General features: G+C 37.5%; 19 protein-coding genes. All 19 read left to right on the top strand.

Features of this window, described 5'->3' with window-relative positions:
* The first annotated feature begins 510 nt into the window (after positions 1 to 510).
* A complete protein-coding gene (locus KQI83_RS02385; RefSeq protein ID WP_216554467.1) occupies positions 511 to 837 on the top strand; it encodes a DUF4176 domain-containing protein in 327 nt (108 codons plus the stop codon).
* Position 838: 1 nt separating this feature from the next.
* Positions 839 to 1,276 (top strand): YwqH-like family protein, encoded by a 438-nt coding sequence (locus tag KQI83_RS02380; RefSeq protein WP_216554466.1) that lies wholly within the window; start codon positions 839 to 841, stop codon positions 1,274 to 1,276.
* A 142-nt stretch (positions 1,277 to 1,418) separates the two neighbouring features.
* Positions 1,419 to 1,718, top strand: coding sequence for a DUF5344 family protein (locus tag KQI83_RS02375; protein WP_216554464.1), 300 nt, complete (start codon positions 1,419 to 1,421; stop codon positions 1,716 to 1,718).
* A gap of 24 nt (positions 1,719 to 1,742) precedes the next feature.
* Positions 1,743 to 3,530: a T7SS effector LXG polymorphic toxin gene (locus tag KQI83_RS02370; RefSeq protein WP_216554462.1), complete on the top strand. Its 1,788-nt coding sequence runs from the start codon at positions 1,743 to 1,745 to the stop codon at positions 3,528 to 3,530.
* Positions 3,527 to 3,871, top strand: a complete 345-nt coding sequence (locus KQI83_RS02365; protein ID WP_216554460.1) for a hypothetical protein — start codon at positions 3,527 to 3,529, stop codon at positions 3,869 to 3,871. The genes KQI83_RS02370 and KQI83_RS02365 overlap by 4 nt, the downstream gene beginning before the upstream one ends.
* A gap of 109 nt (positions 3,872 to 3,980) precedes the next feature.
* Positions 3,981 to 4,616: a hypothetical protein gene (locus tag KQI83_RS02360; RefSeq protein WP_216554458.1), complete on the top strand. Its 636-nt coding sequence runs from the start codon at positions 3,981 to 3,983 to the stop codon at positions 4,614 to 4,616.
* Positions 4,617 to 4,645: 29 nt separating this feature from the next.
* The gene (locus tag KQI83_RS02355) at positions 4,646 to 5,263 is read left to right on the top strand and encodes a hypothetical protein (protein WP_216554456.1); all 618 of its coding nucleotides are present in this window, start codon (positions 4,646 to 4,648) and stop codon (positions 5,261 to 5,263) included.
* Positions 5,264 to 5,727: 464 nt separating this feature from the next.
* Positions 5,728 to 6,015, top strand: a complete 288-nt coding sequence (locus KQI83_RS02350; RefSeq protein ID WP_216554454.1) for a co-chaperone GroES — start codon at positions 5,728 to 5,730, stop codon at positions 6,013 to 6,015.
* Positions 6,016 to 6,086: 71 nt separating this feature from the next.
* A complete protein-coding gene (gene groL, locus KQI83_RS02345) occupies positions 6,087 to 7,712 on the top strand; it encodes a chaperonin GroEL (protein ID WP_216554452.1) in 1,626 nt (541 codons plus the stop codon).
* Positions 7,713 to 7,888: 176 nt separating this feature from the next.
* On the top strand, positions 7,889 to 8,086 hold the full coding sequence (locus KQI83_RS02340) for a hypothetical protein (protein ID WP_216554450.1): 198 nt from the start codon (positions 7,889 to 7,891) through the stop codon (positions 8,084 to 8,086).
* A 129-nt stretch (positions 8,087 to 8,215) separates the two neighbouring features.
* Positions 8,216 to 11,203, top strand: a complete 2,988-nt coding sequence (locus KQI83_RS02335) for a DUF6273 domain-containing protein (RefSeq protein ID WP_216554448.1) — start codon at positions 8,216 to 8,218, stop codon at positions 11,201 to 11,203.
* A 209-nt stretch (positions 11,204 to 11,412) separates the two neighbouring features.
* Complete coding sequence (locus KQI83_RS02330; RefSeq protein WP_216554447.1) at positions 11,413 to 12,735, top strand: transposase family protein; 1,323 nt, start codon at positions 11,413 to 11,415, stop codon at positions 12,733 to 12,735.
* 429 nt (positions 12,736 to 13,164) lie between these two features.
* Complete coding sequence (locus KQI83_RS02325; RefSeq protein WP_216554444.1) at positions 13,165 to 14,031, top strand: DegV family protein; 867 nt, start codon at positions 13,165 to 13,167, stop codon at positions 14,029 to 14,031.
* Positions 14,032 to 14,125: 94 nt separating this feature from the next.
* Positions 14,126 to 15,010: a LysR family transcriptional regulator gene (locus KQI83_RS02320; RefSeq protein ID WP_216554443.1), complete on the top strand. Its 885-nt coding sequence runs from the start codon at positions 14,126 to 14,128 to the stop codon at positions 15,008 to 15,010.
* 101 nt (positions 15,011 to 15,111) lie between these two features.
* Positions 15,112 to 16,386: an adenylosuccinate synthase gene (locus KQI83_RS02315; RefSeq protein WP_216554441.1), complete on the top strand. Its 1,275-nt coding sequence runs from the start codon at positions 15,112 to 15,114 to the stop codon at positions 16,384 to 16,386.
* Positions 16,387 to 16,397: 11 nt separating this feature from the next.
* Positions 16,398 to 17,006: an HAD family hydrolase gene (locus KQI83_RS02310; protein WP_216554438.1), complete on the top strand. Its 609-nt coding sequence runs from the start codon at positions 16,398 to 16,400 to the stop codon at positions 17,004 to 17,006.
* 132 nt (positions 17,007 to 17,138) lie between these two features.
* Complete coding sequence (locus KQI83_RS02305) at positions 17,139 to 18,083, top strand: ABC transporter ATP-binding protein (protein WP_216554436.1); 945 nt, start codon at positions 17,139 to 17,141, stop codon at positions 18,081 to 18,083.
* On the top strand, positions 18,083 to 20,215 hold the full coding sequence (locus KQI83_RS02300) for a Gldg family protein (protein ID WP_216554435.1): 2,133 nt from the start codon (positions 18,083 to 18,085) through the stop codon (positions 20,213 to 20,215). The genes KQI83_RS02305 and KQI83_RS02300 overlap by 1 nt, the downstream gene beginning before the upstream one ends.
* Complete coding sequence (locus KQI83_RS02295; RefSeq protein WP_216554432.1) at positions 20,215 to 20,808, top strand: DUF4340 domain-containing protein; 594 nt, start codon at positions 20,215 to 20,217, stop codon at positions 20,806 to 20,808. Before KQI83_RS02300 ends, KQI83_RS02295 begins: the two co-directional genes overlap by 1 nt.
* Positions 20,809 to 20,851: the final 43 nt, after the last annotated feature.

Below are 20,851 nucleotides of genomic sequence, written 5' to 3'. Positions count from 1 at the left end.
TACCTCTTTATAGAGGACCAGTAACAAAGCTTGTGATACCCGCCTTTCAGGCGTGTATGCAATCAGCCCTTTTTAGGGCTAATATTAAACCACCAGTTGAACTGGTGGTTGCTAACTTAGTAAAAAGTAGTAATATTTAAAGGCAGGAAAATGAGAAAATTTCCTGCCTTTAAATATTTGTGGTTGACAAAATATTACAAAAATACTACAATAAATAGGAAATTGAGGGAGAAGTATAGGGTGAGGGGATTTATCATTTTATCATAGGGATTATCATTCGATAAGCCACTTATTCAGTAAGTTATCCAAATATGAAAGAAAAGTAAAAAGCGAAAAGTAATAATTAAAAGCATTAGTAAAAATGAAAAATAGTAGTACGAATAAAAGTGAAAGTAATTGGAAAAGCGGCAGTATATTTCAGCACTAAGTTTAGAGATAAAAACGTGCAGAAATTTAAAATATTACATAAAAGTATCATTAAAAACAATTAATTTCGAGAGGAGAAGCAGAATGGAAGAAAGGATAGATTACCTGCCACTGGGTAGTATCGTTGTGGTAAATGGAGGTGTAAAGAAGTACGTTATCGTGGCAAGAGGAATTCAGGTAAAAGTAAACGGAGAAAATAACTTTTTCGATTATGGAGCATGCCTGTATCCGGAAGGGATGATGGGAGACCAGTTAATGTATTTTCAACATTGTAACATCAGCAAAGTGGTATTTCAGGGATTTTCCGATGAAGATGACAAGATCATGGTAGAAAATATTCAGAAGGCTTATGAAAACATGCGTATTTCTCATGCGGATGTGAAGCAGTTAAAACAGGGGATGAAGAATTAAGATGGCGAAAAAGTACGATGAGCAGGAATATAACAATCTGAAATCTCAAAAGCAGAGCAATGAAGGAGAACAGGCAGCATGTCAGGCAGAAATTGATACCATAGACGAGTGGATATCCAGACTTCGCGGTGCCTATAACGGAATAGATGATGCAAAAGAATCCATAGACGATATCAAGCGTATTCACAGTAACATGCCTACATTTTATGAATGCTTTTGGAAAGGAAGTAAAGCACAGCATATTTATGACATGTGTGAGAGCGGAGAACTGAAAACCAGCTATCAGGGATATGTGGATAACATTGATGCGGTGGAGGATGACATCAACTGGAAAATCAATGAGTTAAAGGAAAGCCAGAATGAAAGGTATGGAATCCTTTCCGGACTGGTAAATGCCTGGGAAGATTTGTGTACCAGAATCCGAAATTTCTTCAATTAAATAAAATGAAAACATATCGTGTGAAAACATACAATGTGAAAACATACGACGTAAAATATACAACGTGAAATATACAACGTGAAAAAACATAGTGTGACAAACAGCCTAAATGAAAAAGGGATAGAAGAAAGAAGGAAAACAGATGGAAATAAAGTTAGATGCGTTAAATGCGAATGCCTATGTGGCGATGATGCGGACAAAGGCAGGAGAACTTTCCCTGACAGGTACCAGTACAGAGCTGGAAGGACAGTCAGAAGCACTGGAAAAGTTTCTAAGCATTTATCAGGATTTTTTCGATACCCTGTCTGCTTATCAGACACTACTTAACAATGATATTCAGAACATATCCAATGCCATGAATACACTGGAGCAGGCAGACAGAAAGGAAAGTGAAAGGGTGGATAGCTTAGGTTTTATACTTAAACCGGCACAGACACCATAGAACATAAGACAGAGGGAGAGACAGATGAGCGGATTTGTAATCAAATACATTGACATTTATAACCTGTTGTGGGAATATAAAGAAAAACTGGAAACACTGATAGAAGACATCGGGTACTGTGAAAACAGTATCAATGATTTTATAACCGGTACAGCCTTTCAGGGAGAAGCTGCAAACTCTATCAAAAACTACATGAACGAAGTACATATCACCCTGCTTTCCGGCTTTAAGGTGACAGCCCAGAACATTCTGGACAACCTGATATTATATAAAGCAGGTTATTATGCTATAGACAGCAGTACCAACTTTGTACTTCCGGAGGAAGAAATCAAGGCATTTCGTAATAAATTAAATGGAAATGCCCTGGATACGGAAGAATACGCAGATAAGGTAAACCGGAAACTGGGAGAAGTATCGGATATTTATCAGGTCAGCCATCCGGATACCAATGGAGTATTTAAAATACATCAGCAGATAGACCAGGAGCTGTTAAATTTTATTACGGATATCGAGACACAGGAGAGTACCACGGTGGCGGCACTGGAGCAGTCAGCAGAGCTTTTGATAAGTGGATTGAAAAACTGTGTCAGCAAAATCGCAAGTATAGACATAACGAACTACGAAAGCAACAGCTTTTATCAGGATGCTGAAGTGTATGCCTTGGCAAGTCTGAGCCAGAACTGTTACCAGAACCATGAAAACTACAAAGGAATCTATGATGAAATATGGAACAATGAACAGGCACTAAGAGATGCGGCAGATGCCAGAGAAACACAGGGAATCTGGAAAACAGTGGGTGGAGTATTCCTTGTGGTAGGCGGAACTGTATGTATTGTAGCCAGTGGTGGAGCTGCAACCCCAATCGTAGCAGCCGGCTGGACAGCAGGAGGTGGAACAATTGCATTTGGAGTGGCAGATTCCATAGAGGGAGCACAGGATATCTATTATGGAAGCATAGGAGATATTGACAGTACTTCCATTAATTATCTGAAAAGTGTGGTATTTCAGGGAAATGAAGATGCGTATTACCTTACAGAAAATGTATTTGCCTTTGCTTCTTCCGCATTTATTCCAATCAGTCAGGCAGCCAGAGTAGGAAACTTAACATTCCGTTCCGGAGTGACAACGGTGGCAAAAGAAGGAATAGCCATGATGGCGGGAGCAGGAGCTTCGGATGTTACCATGAGAGTAACCGGAAGTCAGACCGCCAGCGTGGTGGCAGGAATGTTAACTAGCTGGGGAACCGGACATGGATTGAATGGAGTAGATACAAGGTTTAATATTTCGGGGAATAGGGTAAAAAACGGAAGCGTAAGTAGGGCAGATGGGACAGGATATAAGGAATTAACAGGATATGAATATTTAGATGCCCAATTAGGTAGTCTAAAAGGAAAGGTTAAAATAAATCAATATCAATCAGCGGAAAGTGTTAATGATTGGTGGGCAAATAATGGGTATGATAGACCCCCGTATACGCCGAAAACGGTAGTACAAGATATAACATTAGATAGTGATACGATATTTGTGAGAGTGTATGATGGTGATATATCAGGATTGAGAGGTGGCTGGGTGATGCGCGCAGAAGATATTAAGGGATTAACCCCAGAACAAATACAACAAAAGTTTGCATTACCATCAACACCAAAATATATAGGAGAGGTAAAATTAAAAGCAGGAAGTAATATTAGAATGGGAGAGGTAAACCCTAATTATGGATGTAATGGTGGTGGAATTCAATTTGATTTAAAAGGTCAATATATTGGAGAATTTAAAGAAATAGGAAGTTTAGTAGATTGGAGTATGGGAAAATGAAAAATATAAGTTTTGATAAAAAAATACTTTATATAGGTGATAAAAAAGTTGTTTTTGAAGATGAAATATATCAAGTAAGAATTGAGGATGACAAAATATATGTTTTATTAGATATTAAACCGAAAGAGAAATTAACTTATGATGATTGTCATAATGTTTTTTGTTATTCAGGGGATGGACAAAAAATATGGCAGATAGGAGTAAGACCGAAAGGAAGTCCAACTGTTTATACAATGATTAATTTTGATGATAAATATCTTTATGCTAATGACTTTATGGGAAGAAGATATTATGTTGATAAAAATACAGGGGAAATACAAGGAATGATGATTGCAAAATAAAACTGATGAATAAGTATGAAATTCATGTTTTCCATTTTTATTGTATGGAATATTCAAAAAGCGAACACACAATGGATGCTGAGATAAATTTTGGAGAGGATTATTTTGAATGGAAAATAGTATTGCGTATAAAAAGTTAGTAAAACAGATAAATGCGGTCGGAAGAGAAAAATTAGATGGTTATTACCCCAATATTTTAGAGGAAGTATATGATTGGGAAAGAGAAGATGCTGAAGTTTTAATCTGGAATACGTTCCATGAAAAAAAGGATACAGATTTAGCATTGTTTTTACCAAAATTAAAAAGTTATGATGGTATTTCCACATTAAAAAGAATGTTACAGGAATGTAAAATTCCCAGTAGAAGTAGTGTGAATATAGCGAAAGTGTTATATGATATTAGTAATAAAAAAGAGTATTTGGATATACTGTTTTTAAATTATAAAGAGGAAGAATCTGATTTAGGGACGGTATCAATTATTGCATGTTGTAAACCAAATGAAGAAGTATATAAAGTATTGGTATATATTTATATTAATAACCCAAATTCAACAATTAGAAGCACTGCGGCAGATGGAATATTATATAATAAAGGATATATTAGCAATCCAAATGATATACAAGAAATAATGAGACAACTTGAATTGTCAAGAAAGTTCATGAAAAATACAGTAGAAGAAAGAAAAAATTTAATAGATCAGTTAGAGGCGGGAAATTTCCGAAAATATAAAATTAAGGAATTTTAGGAGGAGTACAGGTGAGGAGGTAATTAGTAATGGAAAATAGTATTGCGTATAAGCAATTATTGAAACAGATAAATGCCGTTGGCAGTGAAAAATTAAATGGGTATTATCCAAATACATTAGAAGAAATATATGATTGGGAGAGAGAAGAAGTAGAAGATATTATTTGGGATGCTTTTTTTAATAAAAAAGAAATAGAATTAGCACAATTCCTTCCTAAGTTAGAAAAATATGATGGTATAAAGGCTTTAAAAAAAAGTCCCTATTTATTACAAGTACCAAGCGAAGCGAGTGTAGAAATTGGAAAAATATTATATGAGGTTACGGGAGATGAAGAGTACTTAGATTTGATTAAAAGAAATATTGATGCATCTCCAGAAACGATATCATATGTTTCCATTTTGTCATATTGTAAGCCTTGTCAGCGGGTATATAACATCCTTGCAGACATATACATTAATAATAACAATAGCGTTAACAGAAGTACTGCTGTTATGGGAATTTTATATAATAAAGGGATAATTAAAGACAGAGATAGTATTAAAGAATCAAATGATGTAATAAATTTGCGTAAGAAATTCAAATCTGAAGATAGTGCAGAACGTCAAGTAATTCTTAAAAAGTTTGAAAACGGAGAATTGACATTGTAAATTTAGTCTGTGTATCAGGGGTATTTTTATTTATTAAAAGGGGGAGGAAATATATATACATAACCATTTTCACTCTTTTGAAGAAATAGATAAAAATATAAAAGAATAAAATAAAATTTATTAAAGGAAAAATAAAAAATGATAAGATTTGTTTTAATAGAGTATGTAAGTAAGAGAAAGTGACCTGGAAACTTATTTAGTATCCGGGTTACTTTTCTTATAGCTATCACAGGAAGTACCATGCTACATGAAATTGTGAAAACATATAATTTTCCTATGATATAAAAATGCTTTAGGAAAGGATGTCTCAAATCTAAACTTTTTATAAAATCTCAAAAACTGTATTGACAAAGAAAAAGTGTAGTGCTACATTAAGTACATAAGCGTTAGCACTCGAATTAAATGAGTGCTAGTAAGACTAAAAGATATGCAAAAAATAGATTTATAAATAAGGAGGAATTATAATGAAATTAGTACCTTTAGCAGACAGAGTTGTATTGAAACAGTGTGAAGCAGAAGAGACCACAAAATCTGGAATCATTTTAGCAGGTTCCGCACAGGAGAAACCACAGGAAGCAGAAGTAGTAGCTGTAGGACCTGGTGGAAACGTAGATGGAAAAGAAGTGACAATGCATGTAAAGGTTGGAGATAAAGTTATTTATTCTAAATACGCAGGAAATGAAGTAAAACTGGATGGTGAAGAATATATTATTGTAAAACAGAATGATATTCTTGCAGTTGTAGAAGCATAAAATAAATATTTCATAAGCGATTACCAATCCACAAGATTGAGTTCATATAATAGAAAAGGAGATTGAGAATTATGGCAAAGGAAATTAAATACGGCACAGAAGCAAGATCAGCATTGCAGGCTGGTGTAGATAAATTAGCAGATACAGTAAGAGTTACAATCGGACCAAAAGGAAGAAACGTTGTTTTGGATAAATCTTTTGGTGCTCCATTAATTACAAATGATGGTGTTACAATTGCAAAAGAAATCGAATTAGAAGATCCATATGAAAATATGGGAGCGCAGTTAGTAAAAGAAGTTGCAACAAAGACAAATGATGTTGCAGGTGATGGTACTACAACCGCTACAGTTTTAGCTCAGGCTATGGTAAAAGAAGGAATGAAGAACTTAGAGGCAGGAGCTAACCCAATTATCTTAAGACGTGGTATGAAAAAAGCTACTGATAAAGCAGTAGAAGCAATTGCAGCAATGAGCAGTAAAGTAAACGGAAAGGATCAGATAGCAAAGGTTGCAGCAATTTCTGCTGGAGATGAAACAGTAGGAAATATGGTAGCAGATGCAATGGAAAAGGTTTCTAACGATGGTGTTATTACAATCGAAGAATCCAAGACAATGCAGACAGAGCTTGATTTAGTAGAAGGTATGCAGTTTGACCGTGGATATGTTTCTGCGTACATGGCAACAGATATGGATAAGATGGAAGCAGTATTAGATGATCCATACATCTTAATTACAGACAAAAAGATTAGTAACATTCAGGAAATCCTTCCATTATTAGAGCAGGTAGTACAGTCCGGTGCAAAATTATTAATTATTGCAGAAGACGTAGAAGGCGAAGCATTAACAACCTTAATCGTAAACAAATTGCGTGGAACATTCAATGTAGTAGCTGTTAAAGCACCTGGATATGGTGATAGAAGAAAAGCAATGTTAGAGGATATTGCAATTTTAACAGGTGGAAAAGTAATTTCCGAAGAAGTTGGATTAGACTTAAAAGAAACTACATTAGATATGTTAGGACGTGCAAAATCTGTTAAAGTTCAGAAAGAAAATACAGTTATCGTAGATGGTGAAGGCGATAAAGAAGCTATCAAGTCTAGAATTGCACAGATTAAAGGACAGATTGAAGAAACAACTTCTGAATTCGATAAAGAAAAATTACAGGAAAGACTTGCAAAATTGGCTGGTGGTGTAGCAGTTATCCGTGTAGGTGCTGCAACTGAAACAGAAATGAAAGAAAGCAAGCTTCGTATGGAAGACGCTTTGAATGCAACCAGAGCAGCAGTTGAAGAAGGAATTATTGCAGGTGGTGGATCTGCCTATATCCATGCTTCTAAAGAAGTTGCAAAATTAGCTGAGTCTTTGGAAGGTGATGAAAAGACCGGTGCAAAGGTTATCTTGAAAGCACTGGAAGCTCCATTATATTACATTTCTGCAAATGCAGGATTAGAAGGAGCAGTTATCATCAATAAAGTAAGAGAATCTGAACCAGGTGTTGGATTTAATGCAGCAACAGAAGAATATGTTAACATGGTAGACGCTGGAATTCTTGATCCTGTAAAAGTAACAAGAAGTGCATTACAGAATGCAACTTCAGTAGCATCTACATTATTAACAACAGAATCTGTAGTTGCTAACATCAAAGAGGATGCTCCTGCAATGCCGGCAGGTGGAGCAGGCGGAATGGGAATGATGTAAATTCCATTTAGTCAAAAAGAAGAGTTGGGAAAACGGGCAGAAAGTGAAAAGTTTCTGCCCGTTTTTTGACTAAATTCTGCGTATTTCTATTGTTTTTTCGTATTTTTCTTGAATAACAAGAAAAAATGTGGTAATATCAAAAAATAGTATTAAAAAGGTAAAAGGACTTGACAGGAATGAGGAAAGGAAATAGGCTGATAACAGCACAGCACAGCACAGCACAGCACAGCACAGCACAGCACAGCACAGCACAGCACAGCACAGCACAGCACAGCACAGCACAGCACAGCACAGCACAGCACAGCACAGCACAGCACAGGCTGGGCTTATTTTTAGTTCCTGCCAAAATATGCAAATATACAAAAAGAGGGTAACGTGTTCTTTGTTAGACGTTTACAGTTGGTTTTGAATGTAAGCGTATGAAAAAAGAACACGTTTTTTGTATGTAGGAAAGCATGAAGTTACCTAATATTAACTTACTGAAAGGAAGAAAGGGAATAATTATGAAGAAACCGGTTAGAAAAGGAATCGCCTTAGGGCTGAGTCTGGCACTGATTCTTGGAGTTTTTCCAAAGGTATCAAAACCTATTACAGTGCAGGCGGATGAAGGGACAGGTACGGTAGAGGAAGTGCCGATTAAGAGTGTAAATATGGGAGCAGATGTGTTGAAAAAGGTAAAGTATACACATTTTGGAAATTATGGGTATCAGGGTAATGAAAAAGGTGCGCATAAGCGTCAGTGGGATATTCTTAAGGTGGAAAATGACAGAGCTTTGTTGTGGTCATATGTGGCATGGAATAGCTGGACACAATTTAGTGTAGATAATTCAAATCAATGGGAAACTAGCAGATTGCGTTTGGGGTTACAAGATGCCTACGAAAGTACGACTTATGTTTGTACGGAAGAAAAGGACGCAATTATGGAAGTTACTCTGCCGGCAGTTGAAGAACCTTATACAGCCCAGTGGGGAGGATTTCCGGTTGCCAATGATTGTGTGGATTCGGAAACCACAGACCGGCTTTTTGTATTGAGCGCAAAAGAATTAGAAACTTACTGTGGTCAGGATCGAAATAAAGCGTGGAGAATAGATATAAATTGGATGGGGGATGAAACCAAAAGAGGTTATTGGACAAGGAGTGCAGTGGCAGGAACCTCAGATAAAGTGATTATTTCGGATTCCGGTAGAAGTAGTAATTTGGGGACAAGTATTCGTTCCGCAAATGCGGGATGGGATTATGGGGCTGGTCTTGTTCCGGCATTTTATCTGGATTTGTCAAAGGTATTACTGACGGAATACAAGAGCAATTCACCGGAAAATCCGTATAATAGTTTTGGAGTAGTATCGGAAAAGGAAGTGACGAGTAATAGTAAAAATTGGCATTTGACACTGAAAGCCACAGAGGAAAATATGAGAGCTACCCTTGCAGGAGATAAAAATTATTTTTGTTCAGGTGAGAACGTGACTGTAAATCATACTCCGGCAAATCAGGTATATAGCAATGCCGGTCAGACCTCTGGTTTGCTGGTAGATGAGAATAATGAAGTAATCGCATATGGAAAAATCGGTAATGCTACCGCAGGAAGCTCCACTTTCAAGATACCCTCTAGTGGAATAGCAGATGGAACATATCAGTTGTATGTTTTTGCAGAAGCTCAATATAGATATGGACATGCCGATTATGCCTCTGACTTGGGAACACCCATTCCAATCGAAATACATACGCACAAGTGGGATACTGCATGGGAGGATGATGACACCCATCACTGGCATGACTGTATTGTGGCAGACTGTCCCGAAACAGACAACAGTCGGAAAAGCGGATATGCGGCACATACATGGGGAACTCCGATTGTAACAAAGGAAGCCACCTGTACCGAAGACGGAACGAGGGAATCTAACTGTACGGTTTGCAATCATTTAAAGACAGAAACCATTTCGGCAAAAGGTCACAGCTTTGGAGCATGGCAGGTAACTGCACAGGCGGATTGTGTCAATGACGGAACGAAACAGCGTGTCTGCAGTACCTGCGGTTATATCGAAACAGAGGTCATTCCCGCACTGGGGCATAACTGGAATAGTAGTCCGACCATAGATAAGCCTGCCACCTGTACGGAAGCAGGAAGTCAGTCCGTACACTGCAGCAGATGTGCGACGGTGAAAGAAGAGACAGTTATTCCGGCAACCGGGCACAGCTATGGGGCATGGCAGGAAATAATTGCCCCAAGCTGTAACGATTTTGGAGCTGAAAAACGCGTCTGCAGTGTTTGCGGTCATACGGAAACACAAAATCTGAACCCCTTAGGACACAATTGGGAAAGCAGTGCCACCGTAGATAAGGCACCTACCTGTACGGAAGCAGGAAGTCAGTCCGTACACTGTACCAGATGTAATGCGGTAAACGACAGTCAGGTCATTCCGGCACTGGGGCATGATTTTGGAGCATGGCAGGAGACCACAGCAGCCACCTGTACCACAGCAGGAAGTAAGGAGCGTAGCTGTCAGAGGTGTAACCATACGGAACACAAAGACATAGCAGCACTGGGACATGACTGGGACAATCCCACCATAGACAGGGCAGCCACCTGCACCGACGAAGGAAGTAAGTCCACCCACTGTAAGCGGTGCAGTACAGTAAAAGACAGTACAAAAATACCTGCATTGGGACATAACTTTGGGGCATGGCAGGAGATAACAGCGCCCACCTGTACCACAGTAGGAAGCCAGAAACATACCTGTCAGAGATGCAGCATTGAACAGACACGCCAGATAGCAGCCTTGGGACATAACTTTGGGGATTGGACAGTGACAAGAGAAGCAACCTGTACCGACGAAGGAATAAAAGAGCATACCTGCCAAAACGGGGGCTGTTCCGTATCTGAACAAGAAAAGATACCGGCAAAAGGGCACAAATGGGGAGACTGGGAAACGACGAAAGAGCCAACCTGTACCGAATCGGGAGAAGAAACACATACCTGTAAGGTCTGCGGAATAGATGAGACAAGAGAACTTCCGCCGGAGCATGATTGGGAAGAAGACTACACCATAGAAAAAGAACCAACCTGCACCGAAGCGGGAGAAAAAGTCATCCACTGTAAGAACTGTGAGGAAGAAAAAGACAGGACAGAGATACCGGCAAAGGGACACAAATGGGATGACGGAAAGATTACCAAAGAGCCCACCTATACGGAAGAGGGAGAAAAGACCTATACCTGTACCGTATGCCAAAAAGAACGTAAAGAGCCTATACCAAAACTTACCATGCCAGATGCCCAAAATATAAACAACAACGGGAATACAAACGGCAATGGAGACGGAACAACCGGTAACGAAATGCAAAACGAAGCCAACAAGGGAAAAAAGACCCGAATAAAGACCGGAGACGATACCGGAGTGATGATATGGGTATACATAATGGTAATAGCAGCGGCAGTAATGGCAGGTGTGTTAAAAAAAGTAACCGATAGAAAAGAAGTAGACAAAAAGGAATAGAAGTAAAAAGAAAAGAATAAAAGACAATAAGATAAAAGTGAAAAGAACTGTGGCTGTACGAGAATGTTTTTGTATAGCCACAGTTTTTGAAATCTGACAGTTTATTCAGTTCTGAAAGGTAAAAATAATTCGCACAAAATGTGTTTGATTTAAGCCATTTTCCCTGCGATAAGGTAAAATAAAAGAAAAACTTTATCGCAGAGGAAAAAATGAGCAGAGAACAGGAACGAATTAGAAAGAAACTGGAGAATAATCCGGTTGTTGAGTGCAATAAAATCCAGAAAAAGTTTTGCCCTGAATTGTTTTCCATGTTTGGAAATGTATCTGATCCGCGTCATCAAAGTTATGTAGAATATTCGTCAAGAACGATGCTTGGGACATTGTATTACAAAAGCATTGCTGGAATTGCGAGTATGCAGGAAATGACCAGGGTATTCAACAATGAAAAAGTCTGTAAAAATCTGTATGGGTTTATGGGCGAAGACAGAAAGGAATATCTGCCGTACGGAGTGACAGAAAATGAATTTCTGGAAAAACTGAATCCGGAAGAATTAGAGAAAATACAGCAGAATATCGTGTGTGCCCTGATTCGTCGAAAAACATTTAATAATGCCAGAGTCTTTAAGAAATGGCTGGTAATCGTGGATGCCACAGAACTTGATGAAGGATACAAAAAGAAAAATGATAATTATCTGAGCCGCTGTTACAATAAAGGTGAAGAGAATGAGTTTTATAAGTATCACAGAAGTGTGCTGGAGGCAAAAATATATTTTGGAAATAACCTGGTATGCAGTATCGCTACTGAAACAATAGAAAATTCCGAAGAATATGTAAACCAGAGTGAAGAAACCGTAAAGCAGGATTGTGAAAGCAAAGCCTTTGTAAGACTTGCTGAAAAAATCAAAAAGAAATTTCCAAGGCTTCCGATTATTATTGCGGCAGACGGATTGTATGTCAGCCGTACAGTTTTAGGGATATGTAAAGAGTATCAATGGGATTATATAATCCGTTATAAAGAAGGGAGTGCACCGTCCATTGCAGAGGAATACCGTGCATTGCCGGAGAAAGAAACAGCAGGGGCAGATATCGAATATCAGAATCAGATTATGTATTATGATTTTGACATAAATCTTATATATTACCGTGAAAAAAGAGTGAAAAAAGGTAAGGAGAAAACGACAGAATTTGCATGGATAACAAGCATTCGAGTTACCAAAAGTAATGCAGCAAAGATAGTTCGGGCGGGACGGAACAGGTGGAAAATAGAAAACCAGGGATTTAACCGCCAGAAGCACTGGCAGGGAAACATAAAGCATGCCTGTAGCTGGGATGAAAGAGCCCAGAAGAATCATTATCTGATGGAACAGATAGCAGATTTTATGAAACAACTGTATGAGTATTTTTATCTTGAAAGGAATGGAATAAAAAAGACACAAAAAAATATATCTTCTGAATTGTTAGCCAGCTTTGGACGGCAACTAACAGAAACAGAAGATATAAAAGCTGAACAGCACAAAGCAGTTCCAAACTGATTTAATTTTAGCAAAGAAGGTGGTGCCTGCCAAGAGGAAAAATAAAAATTTATACACATTTTTTTGTAAAGGTACAGGTGCGCTGTACCAATGTGGATAACTTGTAAGAAAATGAGAAAAATGTGAAAAAGAATCCACATCCTCAAAAAGGCAGGCTATAAAACAAATTTACCTTTCAGAGCTGCAGTTTATTAGATTAAATTGCGCCAGCAGAAAAAATGTGATATAATGAGCGTAGCAATGAGCAGTGAAAAATCTAAGAATGCCAATTTGACTGTTCACAGGAAAGATTGGCAGATTGGATTTTTGTTCGGCGAATGCCGTACAGTGAGGAAAAGCAGAGCTTTTTCGAACGTACACTGCGAAGTAAAGCTCGTATGAAATCACGATATAATACAAAGCAGAATGAACTTAAAGGAGGACAACCCGGTGAGTAAAATCGCAGTGGCAACCGACAGTAATAGTGGAATTACGCAGGAACAGGCAAAGGAATATGGTGTATATGTGATTCCAATGCCCTTTTTTATAGATGGTGAGACTTATTATGAGGGTATTAACTTAACACAGGAGCAGTTTTATGAAAAATTAGAGGGAAATGCGGAAATTTCCACATCTATGCCAGCAGTTGGCGATGTAACAGATTTTTGGGACAAGTTACTTCAGGAATATGATGAAGTGGTATATATACCGATGTCTAGTGGACTTAGTAGCTCTTGTGAGACTGCAATTATGTTATCACAGGATTATGAAGGAAAGGTTCAGGTGGTGAATAACCAACGAATTTCCGTAACACAGAAACAGTCTGTATTAGATGCTGTAGAATTAGCAAAAAAAGGAATGAATGCGGAACAGATTAAGGAATACCTGGAAAAAGTAAAGTTTGATTCCAGTATCTATATCATGTTAGACACTTTATATTATCTGAAAAAAGGTGGAAGAATTACACCTGCGGCAGCAGCACTGGGAACCCTGTTAAAATTAAAGCCGGTACTTCAGATTCAGGGGGAAAAGCTGGATGCTTTTGCAAAAGCGAGAACAGTAAAACAGGCAAAGTCTATTATGCTAGATGCAATGGCAAAGGATTTTAAGGAACGTTTTCAGGCAGAAGATGGAACAGGAATGCATTTATTTATTGCATATACCAAGGATATAGAACCTGCAATAGAGTTTCGTGAGATGTTAAAGGAACATTATCCAAAGCTTGAAATAGAGATAGACCCATTGTCATTAAGTATATCTTGCCATATTGGACCAGGAGCACTGGCAATTGCATGTAGCAAGAGCTTACCGGAATAAGAATAAAAGAAAAGTAGAAAAGCAAGGAAGGAGCTGTTTAGTTACGGTTCCTTCCTTCTATTGCGAAGGGCAGATTTATCAAATAGGAGCGAGCATGGATATTAATTTGGAATATTATAAGATATTTTATTATGTAGGAAAAATGAAAAGCATTACATTAGCGGCAGAAGAATTGGCAGTTTCCCAACCGGCAGTGAGTCAGGCAATCAGAAATCTTGAAGAAGCATTGGGAAGTTCCTTATTTGTACGAACCTCCAAGGGAGTGCGTTTTACCACCGAGGGAGAAGTTCTTTATTCCTTTGTACAGCGTGGTTATGAGTACATTCAACAAGGAGAACGAAAATTTAAAGAAATGTTGGAACTGGAAACCGGAGAAATTCGTATCGGTGCCAGCGATATGACATTGCAGTTTTACTTATTGGAAGTATTAGAAAAGTTCCATCGGCGTTATCCGGGAATCAAAGTAACAGTAACCAATGCTCCCACACCGGAGACTTTAAAGCATCTTCAAGACGGAAAAATTGATTTTGGTGTGGTAAGTACACCTATTATTAGTCGACATGATTGGAAAATAGAAACAGTTCGAAAGATAGAAGATGTTTTTGTAGCTGGGAAGAACTTTGAAAAGTTAAAAGGGAAAAAGTTGCAGTATGCACAATTAGAAGTACTTCCTATTATGTGCTTAGAAGGAACTACTTCTACAAGAAATTATGTAGAAAGTTTTTTAAAGGAAAATGATGTGGTGTTACACCCGGAATTTGAACTTGCCACCAGCAATATGTTGATACAATTTGCAGTAAAAGGATTGGGAATTGCCAGCGTGGTAAAAGATTTTGCAGAAGATTATTTAAAAACCGGAGAATTATTTTTACTGGAATTTGAAAAAAGAATTCCAAGTCGAGAGATTTGTGTAGTGGCAGACGAAAGAATACCAATGTCTGCGGCGGCACAACAATTATTAAACATGATAGAAAGATAAGCAGGAGTTATATCAAATATAACAAACATTGATTTTACTTATGCATCTTTTTTCTGTATAATCATGAAGTAAAAAGGTAAAATACAAGGAGGAATTCAAACATGGTAAAGGCTGTTGTTGGAGCGAACTGGGGCGATGAAGGAAAGGGAAAGATTACAGATATGTTAGCAAAAGAAGCTGACATTATTGTACGTTTCCAGGGAGGCGCAAATGCAGGACATACAATCGTAAATGATTATGGTAAGTTTGCATTACATTCCCTTCCAAGTGGTGTATTTTATAACCATACCACAAGTATTATCGGAAACGGAGTAGCATTGAATATTCCAGTATTATTTAAGGAAATTCAGTCTATTGTAGATAGAAATGTTCCGATGCCAAAAATCTTGGTATCTGACCGTGCACAGATGGTAATGTCTTATCATATTTTATTTGACCAGTGTGAGGAAGAACGTTTAGGTAAAAATTCTTTCGGTTCCACAAAGTCAGGAATTGCTCCATTTTATTCTGATAAATATGCAAAAATCGGTTTTCAGGTAAGTGAGTTATTTGATGAAGAACTTTTAAAGGAAAAAGTAGAGCGTGTATGTGAGACAAAGAATGTTATTTTGGAACATTTGTATCATAAGCCGGCATTAAAACCAGAGGATTTATTAGAAGAACTTCACAGCTATCGCGATATGGTAGCACCATATGTATGTGATACTTCAGCATACCTTTATGAGGCAATTAAGGCTGGAAAAAATATTTTATTGGAAGGTCAGCTTGGTTCTTTAAAAGACCCGGATCACGGAATCTATCCAATGGTAACTTCTTCTTCTACATTAGCAGCTTATGGAGCAATTGGTGCAGGAATTCCACCTTATGAAATAAAGAAGATTATTACTGTATGTAAGGCATATTCTTCCGCGGTTGGTGCAGGTGCATTTGTCAGTGAAATTTTCGGTGATGAAGCAGATGAGTTAAGACGTCGTGGCGGTGATGGCGGAGAATTCGGAGCAACAACCGGACGACCAAGACGTATGGGATGGTTTGATATAGTGGCAAGTAAATATGGTTGCCGTATTCAGGGAACTACAGATGTAGCATTTACCGTATTGGATGTATTAGGATATCTGGATGAAATTCCGGTATGTGTGGCATATGATATTGACGGAGAAATTACAACTGATTTCCCAACTACAGCAAAGTTAGAGAAAGCAAAGCCGGTCATTGAAAAATTACCAGGTTGGAAATGTGATATTCGTGGAATTAAGAAATACGAGGATTTACCGGAAAACTGCCGTAAATATATCGAGTTCGTAGAAGAAAAGATTGGTTTCCCAATTACCATGGTTTCTAATGGACCGGGAAGAGATGATATCATCTACCGCTAAGAGGAGAAAATATGATTCGTAATATTGTTTTTGATGTAGGAAATGTATTAGTAGAATACAGTTGGGAGCGTATGCTTCGAACATTACATATTACGGGAGAAGCTTATGACGCTGTTGCAAAGGCAACGGCGTTGTCTCCATTATGGAATGAATTGGATCGGAGTCGGATGAGCGATGAAGATATTTTAAAAGGATTTATCCAAAATGCGCCGAAATATGAAAAGGAAATACGTTTGGTATGGGAGAATATACCGGAAAGTATTCATTGTTTTCCATATTCGGTGTCCTGGGTGAAAAAGTTCCGAGAAAAGGGATATAAGACTTATATCTTGTCAAATTATGGAAAAAGAGCTTTTGAAATGACAAAACAGGAACTGCCGTTTGTAGCAGATATGGATGGCGTTTTATTTTCTTATCAGGTTCAGCAGATTAAGCCAGAGCCGGAAATTTTTCAAAGTTTATTTGATACGTATCAGCTCAAACCAGAGGAATGTGTATTTTTAGATGATAACGAGAAAAATATTATTGCAGCAAGAGAAAATGGTATGCATGCAATCTGGTTTAAGGGAAAAGAGCAGGCAGAAGAAGAGCTGAAAAAATTAGGCGTTTCCTGCGAGTAAGAGCATAGTTTAAAAATTTCATCACAAAAAAATCACAAATTTTTCTATAAATCAACACATTTGATTCCTACAATAAGAAAAGGATGTTTTCAAGACACATAAACATCAAAAAACACACAGGGAGGAATCGACGTGATTGAGATTACACATCTGACTAAGAAGTACGGTAATCATATAGCAGTAGATGATTTAAATCTTACCGTGGAAAACGGAAAAATCTATGGTTTCCTTGGACCAAATGGTGCAGGAAAATCAACTACTATGAATATGATTACCGGCTATCTTGGTGCCACATCAGGCGAAATAAAAATCAATGGATTCGATATTTTAAAACAACCGCAAGAAGCAAAAAAGGCAATCGGATATTTACCGGAATTACCGCCATTATATGTAGAAATGACGGTAAAAGAGTATATGGAGTTTGTAGCAGAATTGAAGCAGATTCCAAAGGCAAATCGCAAAGCAGAAGTAGAAAAAGCGATGGAAATGACCGGAATTACTCAGATGTCCGGAAGGTTAATTCGCAATCTTTCCAAAGGATATAAACAAAGGGTGGGAATGGCTCAGGCAATCTTAGGATTTCCGGAAATTATCATTTTGGATGAACCAACTGTAGGTTTAGACCCAAAGCAGATGATAGAGGTCAGAGAACTGATTAAAAAATTAGGAAAAGACCATACCGTTATTTTAAGTTCTCATATCCTTTCAGAAATTAGCGCAGTATGCGACCATATCTTTATTATTTCCAAAGGAAAATTAGTAGCAAGTGACACAACAGAAAATCTCACAGAGAAAATGGAAAGTGGATTAGAGTTGATATTGGAAATAAAGGGTACAGAAGAACATGTAAGAAGAGTTGCAGAAAATATTTCAGGTGTACATAGCATTCAGACAGAAAAAGAAAACGAAGAGGGAATCTGTAAGCTCATATTAGAAAGTGAAAAAAATACAGATATTCGAGAAAGTGTTTTTTATGCTTTCGCAAATGCAGAACTTCCGATTTATGGAATGAACACCAGCGGAAAATCCTTAGAAGACATTTTCCTTGCGTTAACTGGGGAAGGAGGACAACAGTAATGTGGGCAATCTATAAAAGAGAAATAAAATCGTTTTTCCAGTCTGTGATTGGATGGTTATTTTTAGCAGCAACGTTAGGTTTATTCGGACTATATTTTTATGTGTATAATCTTGCCTATGGTTCCCCATATATATCAAATACTTTATCAGCAACCACAGTGATTATGCTAATAACAGTCCCAATATTAACAATGCGTGTTTTAGCAGAGGAGCGAAAGACAAAAACAGATCAGCTGATTTTAACCGCACCGGTTTCGGTAGGAAAAGTAGTGTGGGGAAAATATTTAGCAGTAGCAACTATTTTTACTATTGCAGTAGCAGTTATGGCAATCACACCGGTATTTTTACATATTTTTGGAGAAATCCCATTTGCTGAGTGTTATGCAGCAGTTTTAGGGTATTGGCTCTTTGGAATGACCTGTATTGCAATCGGAACTTTTGTTTCATCCATTACAGAAAGTCAGGTAATTGCAGCAGTTCTTACCTTTGCACTGTTATTTTTAGGTTATATGATGAACGGAATTACTCAGGTGATTTCTTCTACTGGAAATATTGTTACCAAAATTCTGAATTGTTTTGATTTAACCAGTGGGATGGATAATTTCTTTCAGGGATGTATTGATGTAAAGTCATTGATATACTATGTGTCAATGAGCGTATTTTTCCTGTTTCTTACCTCACAGTCTATTCAGAAAAGACGTTGGAGTATGAGCACAAAGAAATTAAAACTTGGTGTATTCAGCAGTAGTATGATAGTAGTAGCTCTGGTAGCAGTAGTGGCTGTAAACATGGTAGCAACACAGTTACCGGAAAAGTTAGCAAGTATCGATGTAACATCTCAGAAACTGTATTCCATTACAAAGGCTACAGAAAAAATGTTGGATAATTTGCAAGAAGATGTTACGATTTATGTTCTGGCAAAGAAAGATAGTCAGGATACAAATTTGGAAAAGACATTAAAGCGTTACGAATCTTATTCCAATCATGTTACCGTAGAGTATAAGGACCCATCAGTAGCACCAACATTTTATAAAGATTATACGGAGAGTTCTCCTACAAAGAATAGTTTAATTGTAGTTGGAGAAAAGCGTTCTAAAGTAATTGATTACAATGACATTTATCAATATGACGTAGATTACACCACCTATCAGCAGAAGGTAACAGGTTATGATGGAGAAGGACAGATTACCAGTGCCATTTCCTATGTTACCAGCGAAGATACAACAGTGATGTATGTAATTACCGGACATGAGGAATATAGCTTATCCGGAAGTTTTACAGATGCATTAGAAAAACAAAATATTGAGTTAAAAACACTAAATTTGTTGGAAAATGATTCTGTTCCGGAGGATGCAGCTTGTTTGTTGCTATTGGGACCATCTAAGGACTATTCTGAGGATGATGTAACAAAGATTACAAATTATCTTGAGAATGGTGGAAAAGCAATTATTGTATCGAATTATGCAGAAGAAGATTTAAGTAATTTCAAAAAGATATTGTCAGCCTATAACGTAACACTGGAAGATGGATTAGTGGTAGAAAATGATACACAGCATTATTATAAGAATCAATACTATCTGTTACCGGAGATTGGCTCGGATGCAGTTACTTCAAAAGCAGCAGAAGGCAGGATTTTCACACCGTTTAGTCAGGGATTTACTTATCCACAGCAGACAGACGACGAAGCAACCGCAAGTGGAATCACATATACACCATTGCTTACAACTTCTGAAAATTCTTTTGCAAAGAAGGATGTTACCACAGCATCAGACTATTCAAAAGGTGAAAATGATGTAGACGGACCGTTTGCAGTAGGTCTTCATGTAACAAAGGCAGCGGCAGAAGATGGTGGAGAAAGTACAGAATTGTATTTGTTTGGTGGTGTCAATATCTTTACAGATGATGTTAGCCAACAGGTATATGGAAATAACCTGACATTGTTTACGGGAATTACATCACAATTTACCAGTGGTGAAACAGAAAATGTAGTTCCAGTGAAGTCTTATGAAGTTTCTAATCTGACATTGACACAGAGTGCAATTACCATTGGAATGATAATTGTATTAATTCTGATTCCATTAGGATTATTGGTAACAGGCATTGTCATCTGGGCAAGAAGGAGAAAGAGATAATGAATGGACAGAAAAAACAGTTTATTGGAATTTGTGTTTTAGTAGTTCTTTGTGTAGCTGCATATTTCGGATTGAAAACATATAATGCGAAAACAACCGAAAAGGAACAAAAGGAAGAAGAAAGTAAGAAGATAGAAGCAGTTAAAATTGATAAGGAGAAAGTCAATGCCTTCTCCTATCAGTTAAACGGAACAACTATTACCTTTGAAAAGGATGGAGATACCTGGTATTATCAGCCGGATCATAGCATCAATATTGACCAAGATAAAATAAATACCATGTTAGCGGCAGTAGCCGATGTTACATCAGAAGAAAAGCTGGAAAATGTAGAAGATACCAGTGAGTATGGATTTGATAATCCAACCAATGTATTGACATTTACGATGGGGGATGGTACAAGAACCATTACCATCGGAATGCAAAATGAGATTACGAACCAGTATTATATCATGGATAATAACTCGGATACTATTTATATCGTAGATAGTAGTATGAGTACCGCATTTTCTAAGAGTGTGGAAGACATGACAGCTACTGCGGATACAAGTAGTGATACAAGTGGAGATGCAAGTACAGATACCACAGGAGAATGATAGAAAGTGAAATCTTGACAGGCAATATGGTCTTAGGTAAAAT

The sequence above is a fragment of the Roseburia sp. MSJ-14 genome (assembly GCF_018918225.1).
In the GTDB taxonomy this organism is placed as follows: domain Bacteria; phylum Bacillota; class Clostridia; order Lachnospirales; family Lachnospiraceae; genus Petralouisia.
Note: the sequence above shows the minus strand (reverse complement) of the source record. Positions and strands in the feature narration are given on the sequence as shown.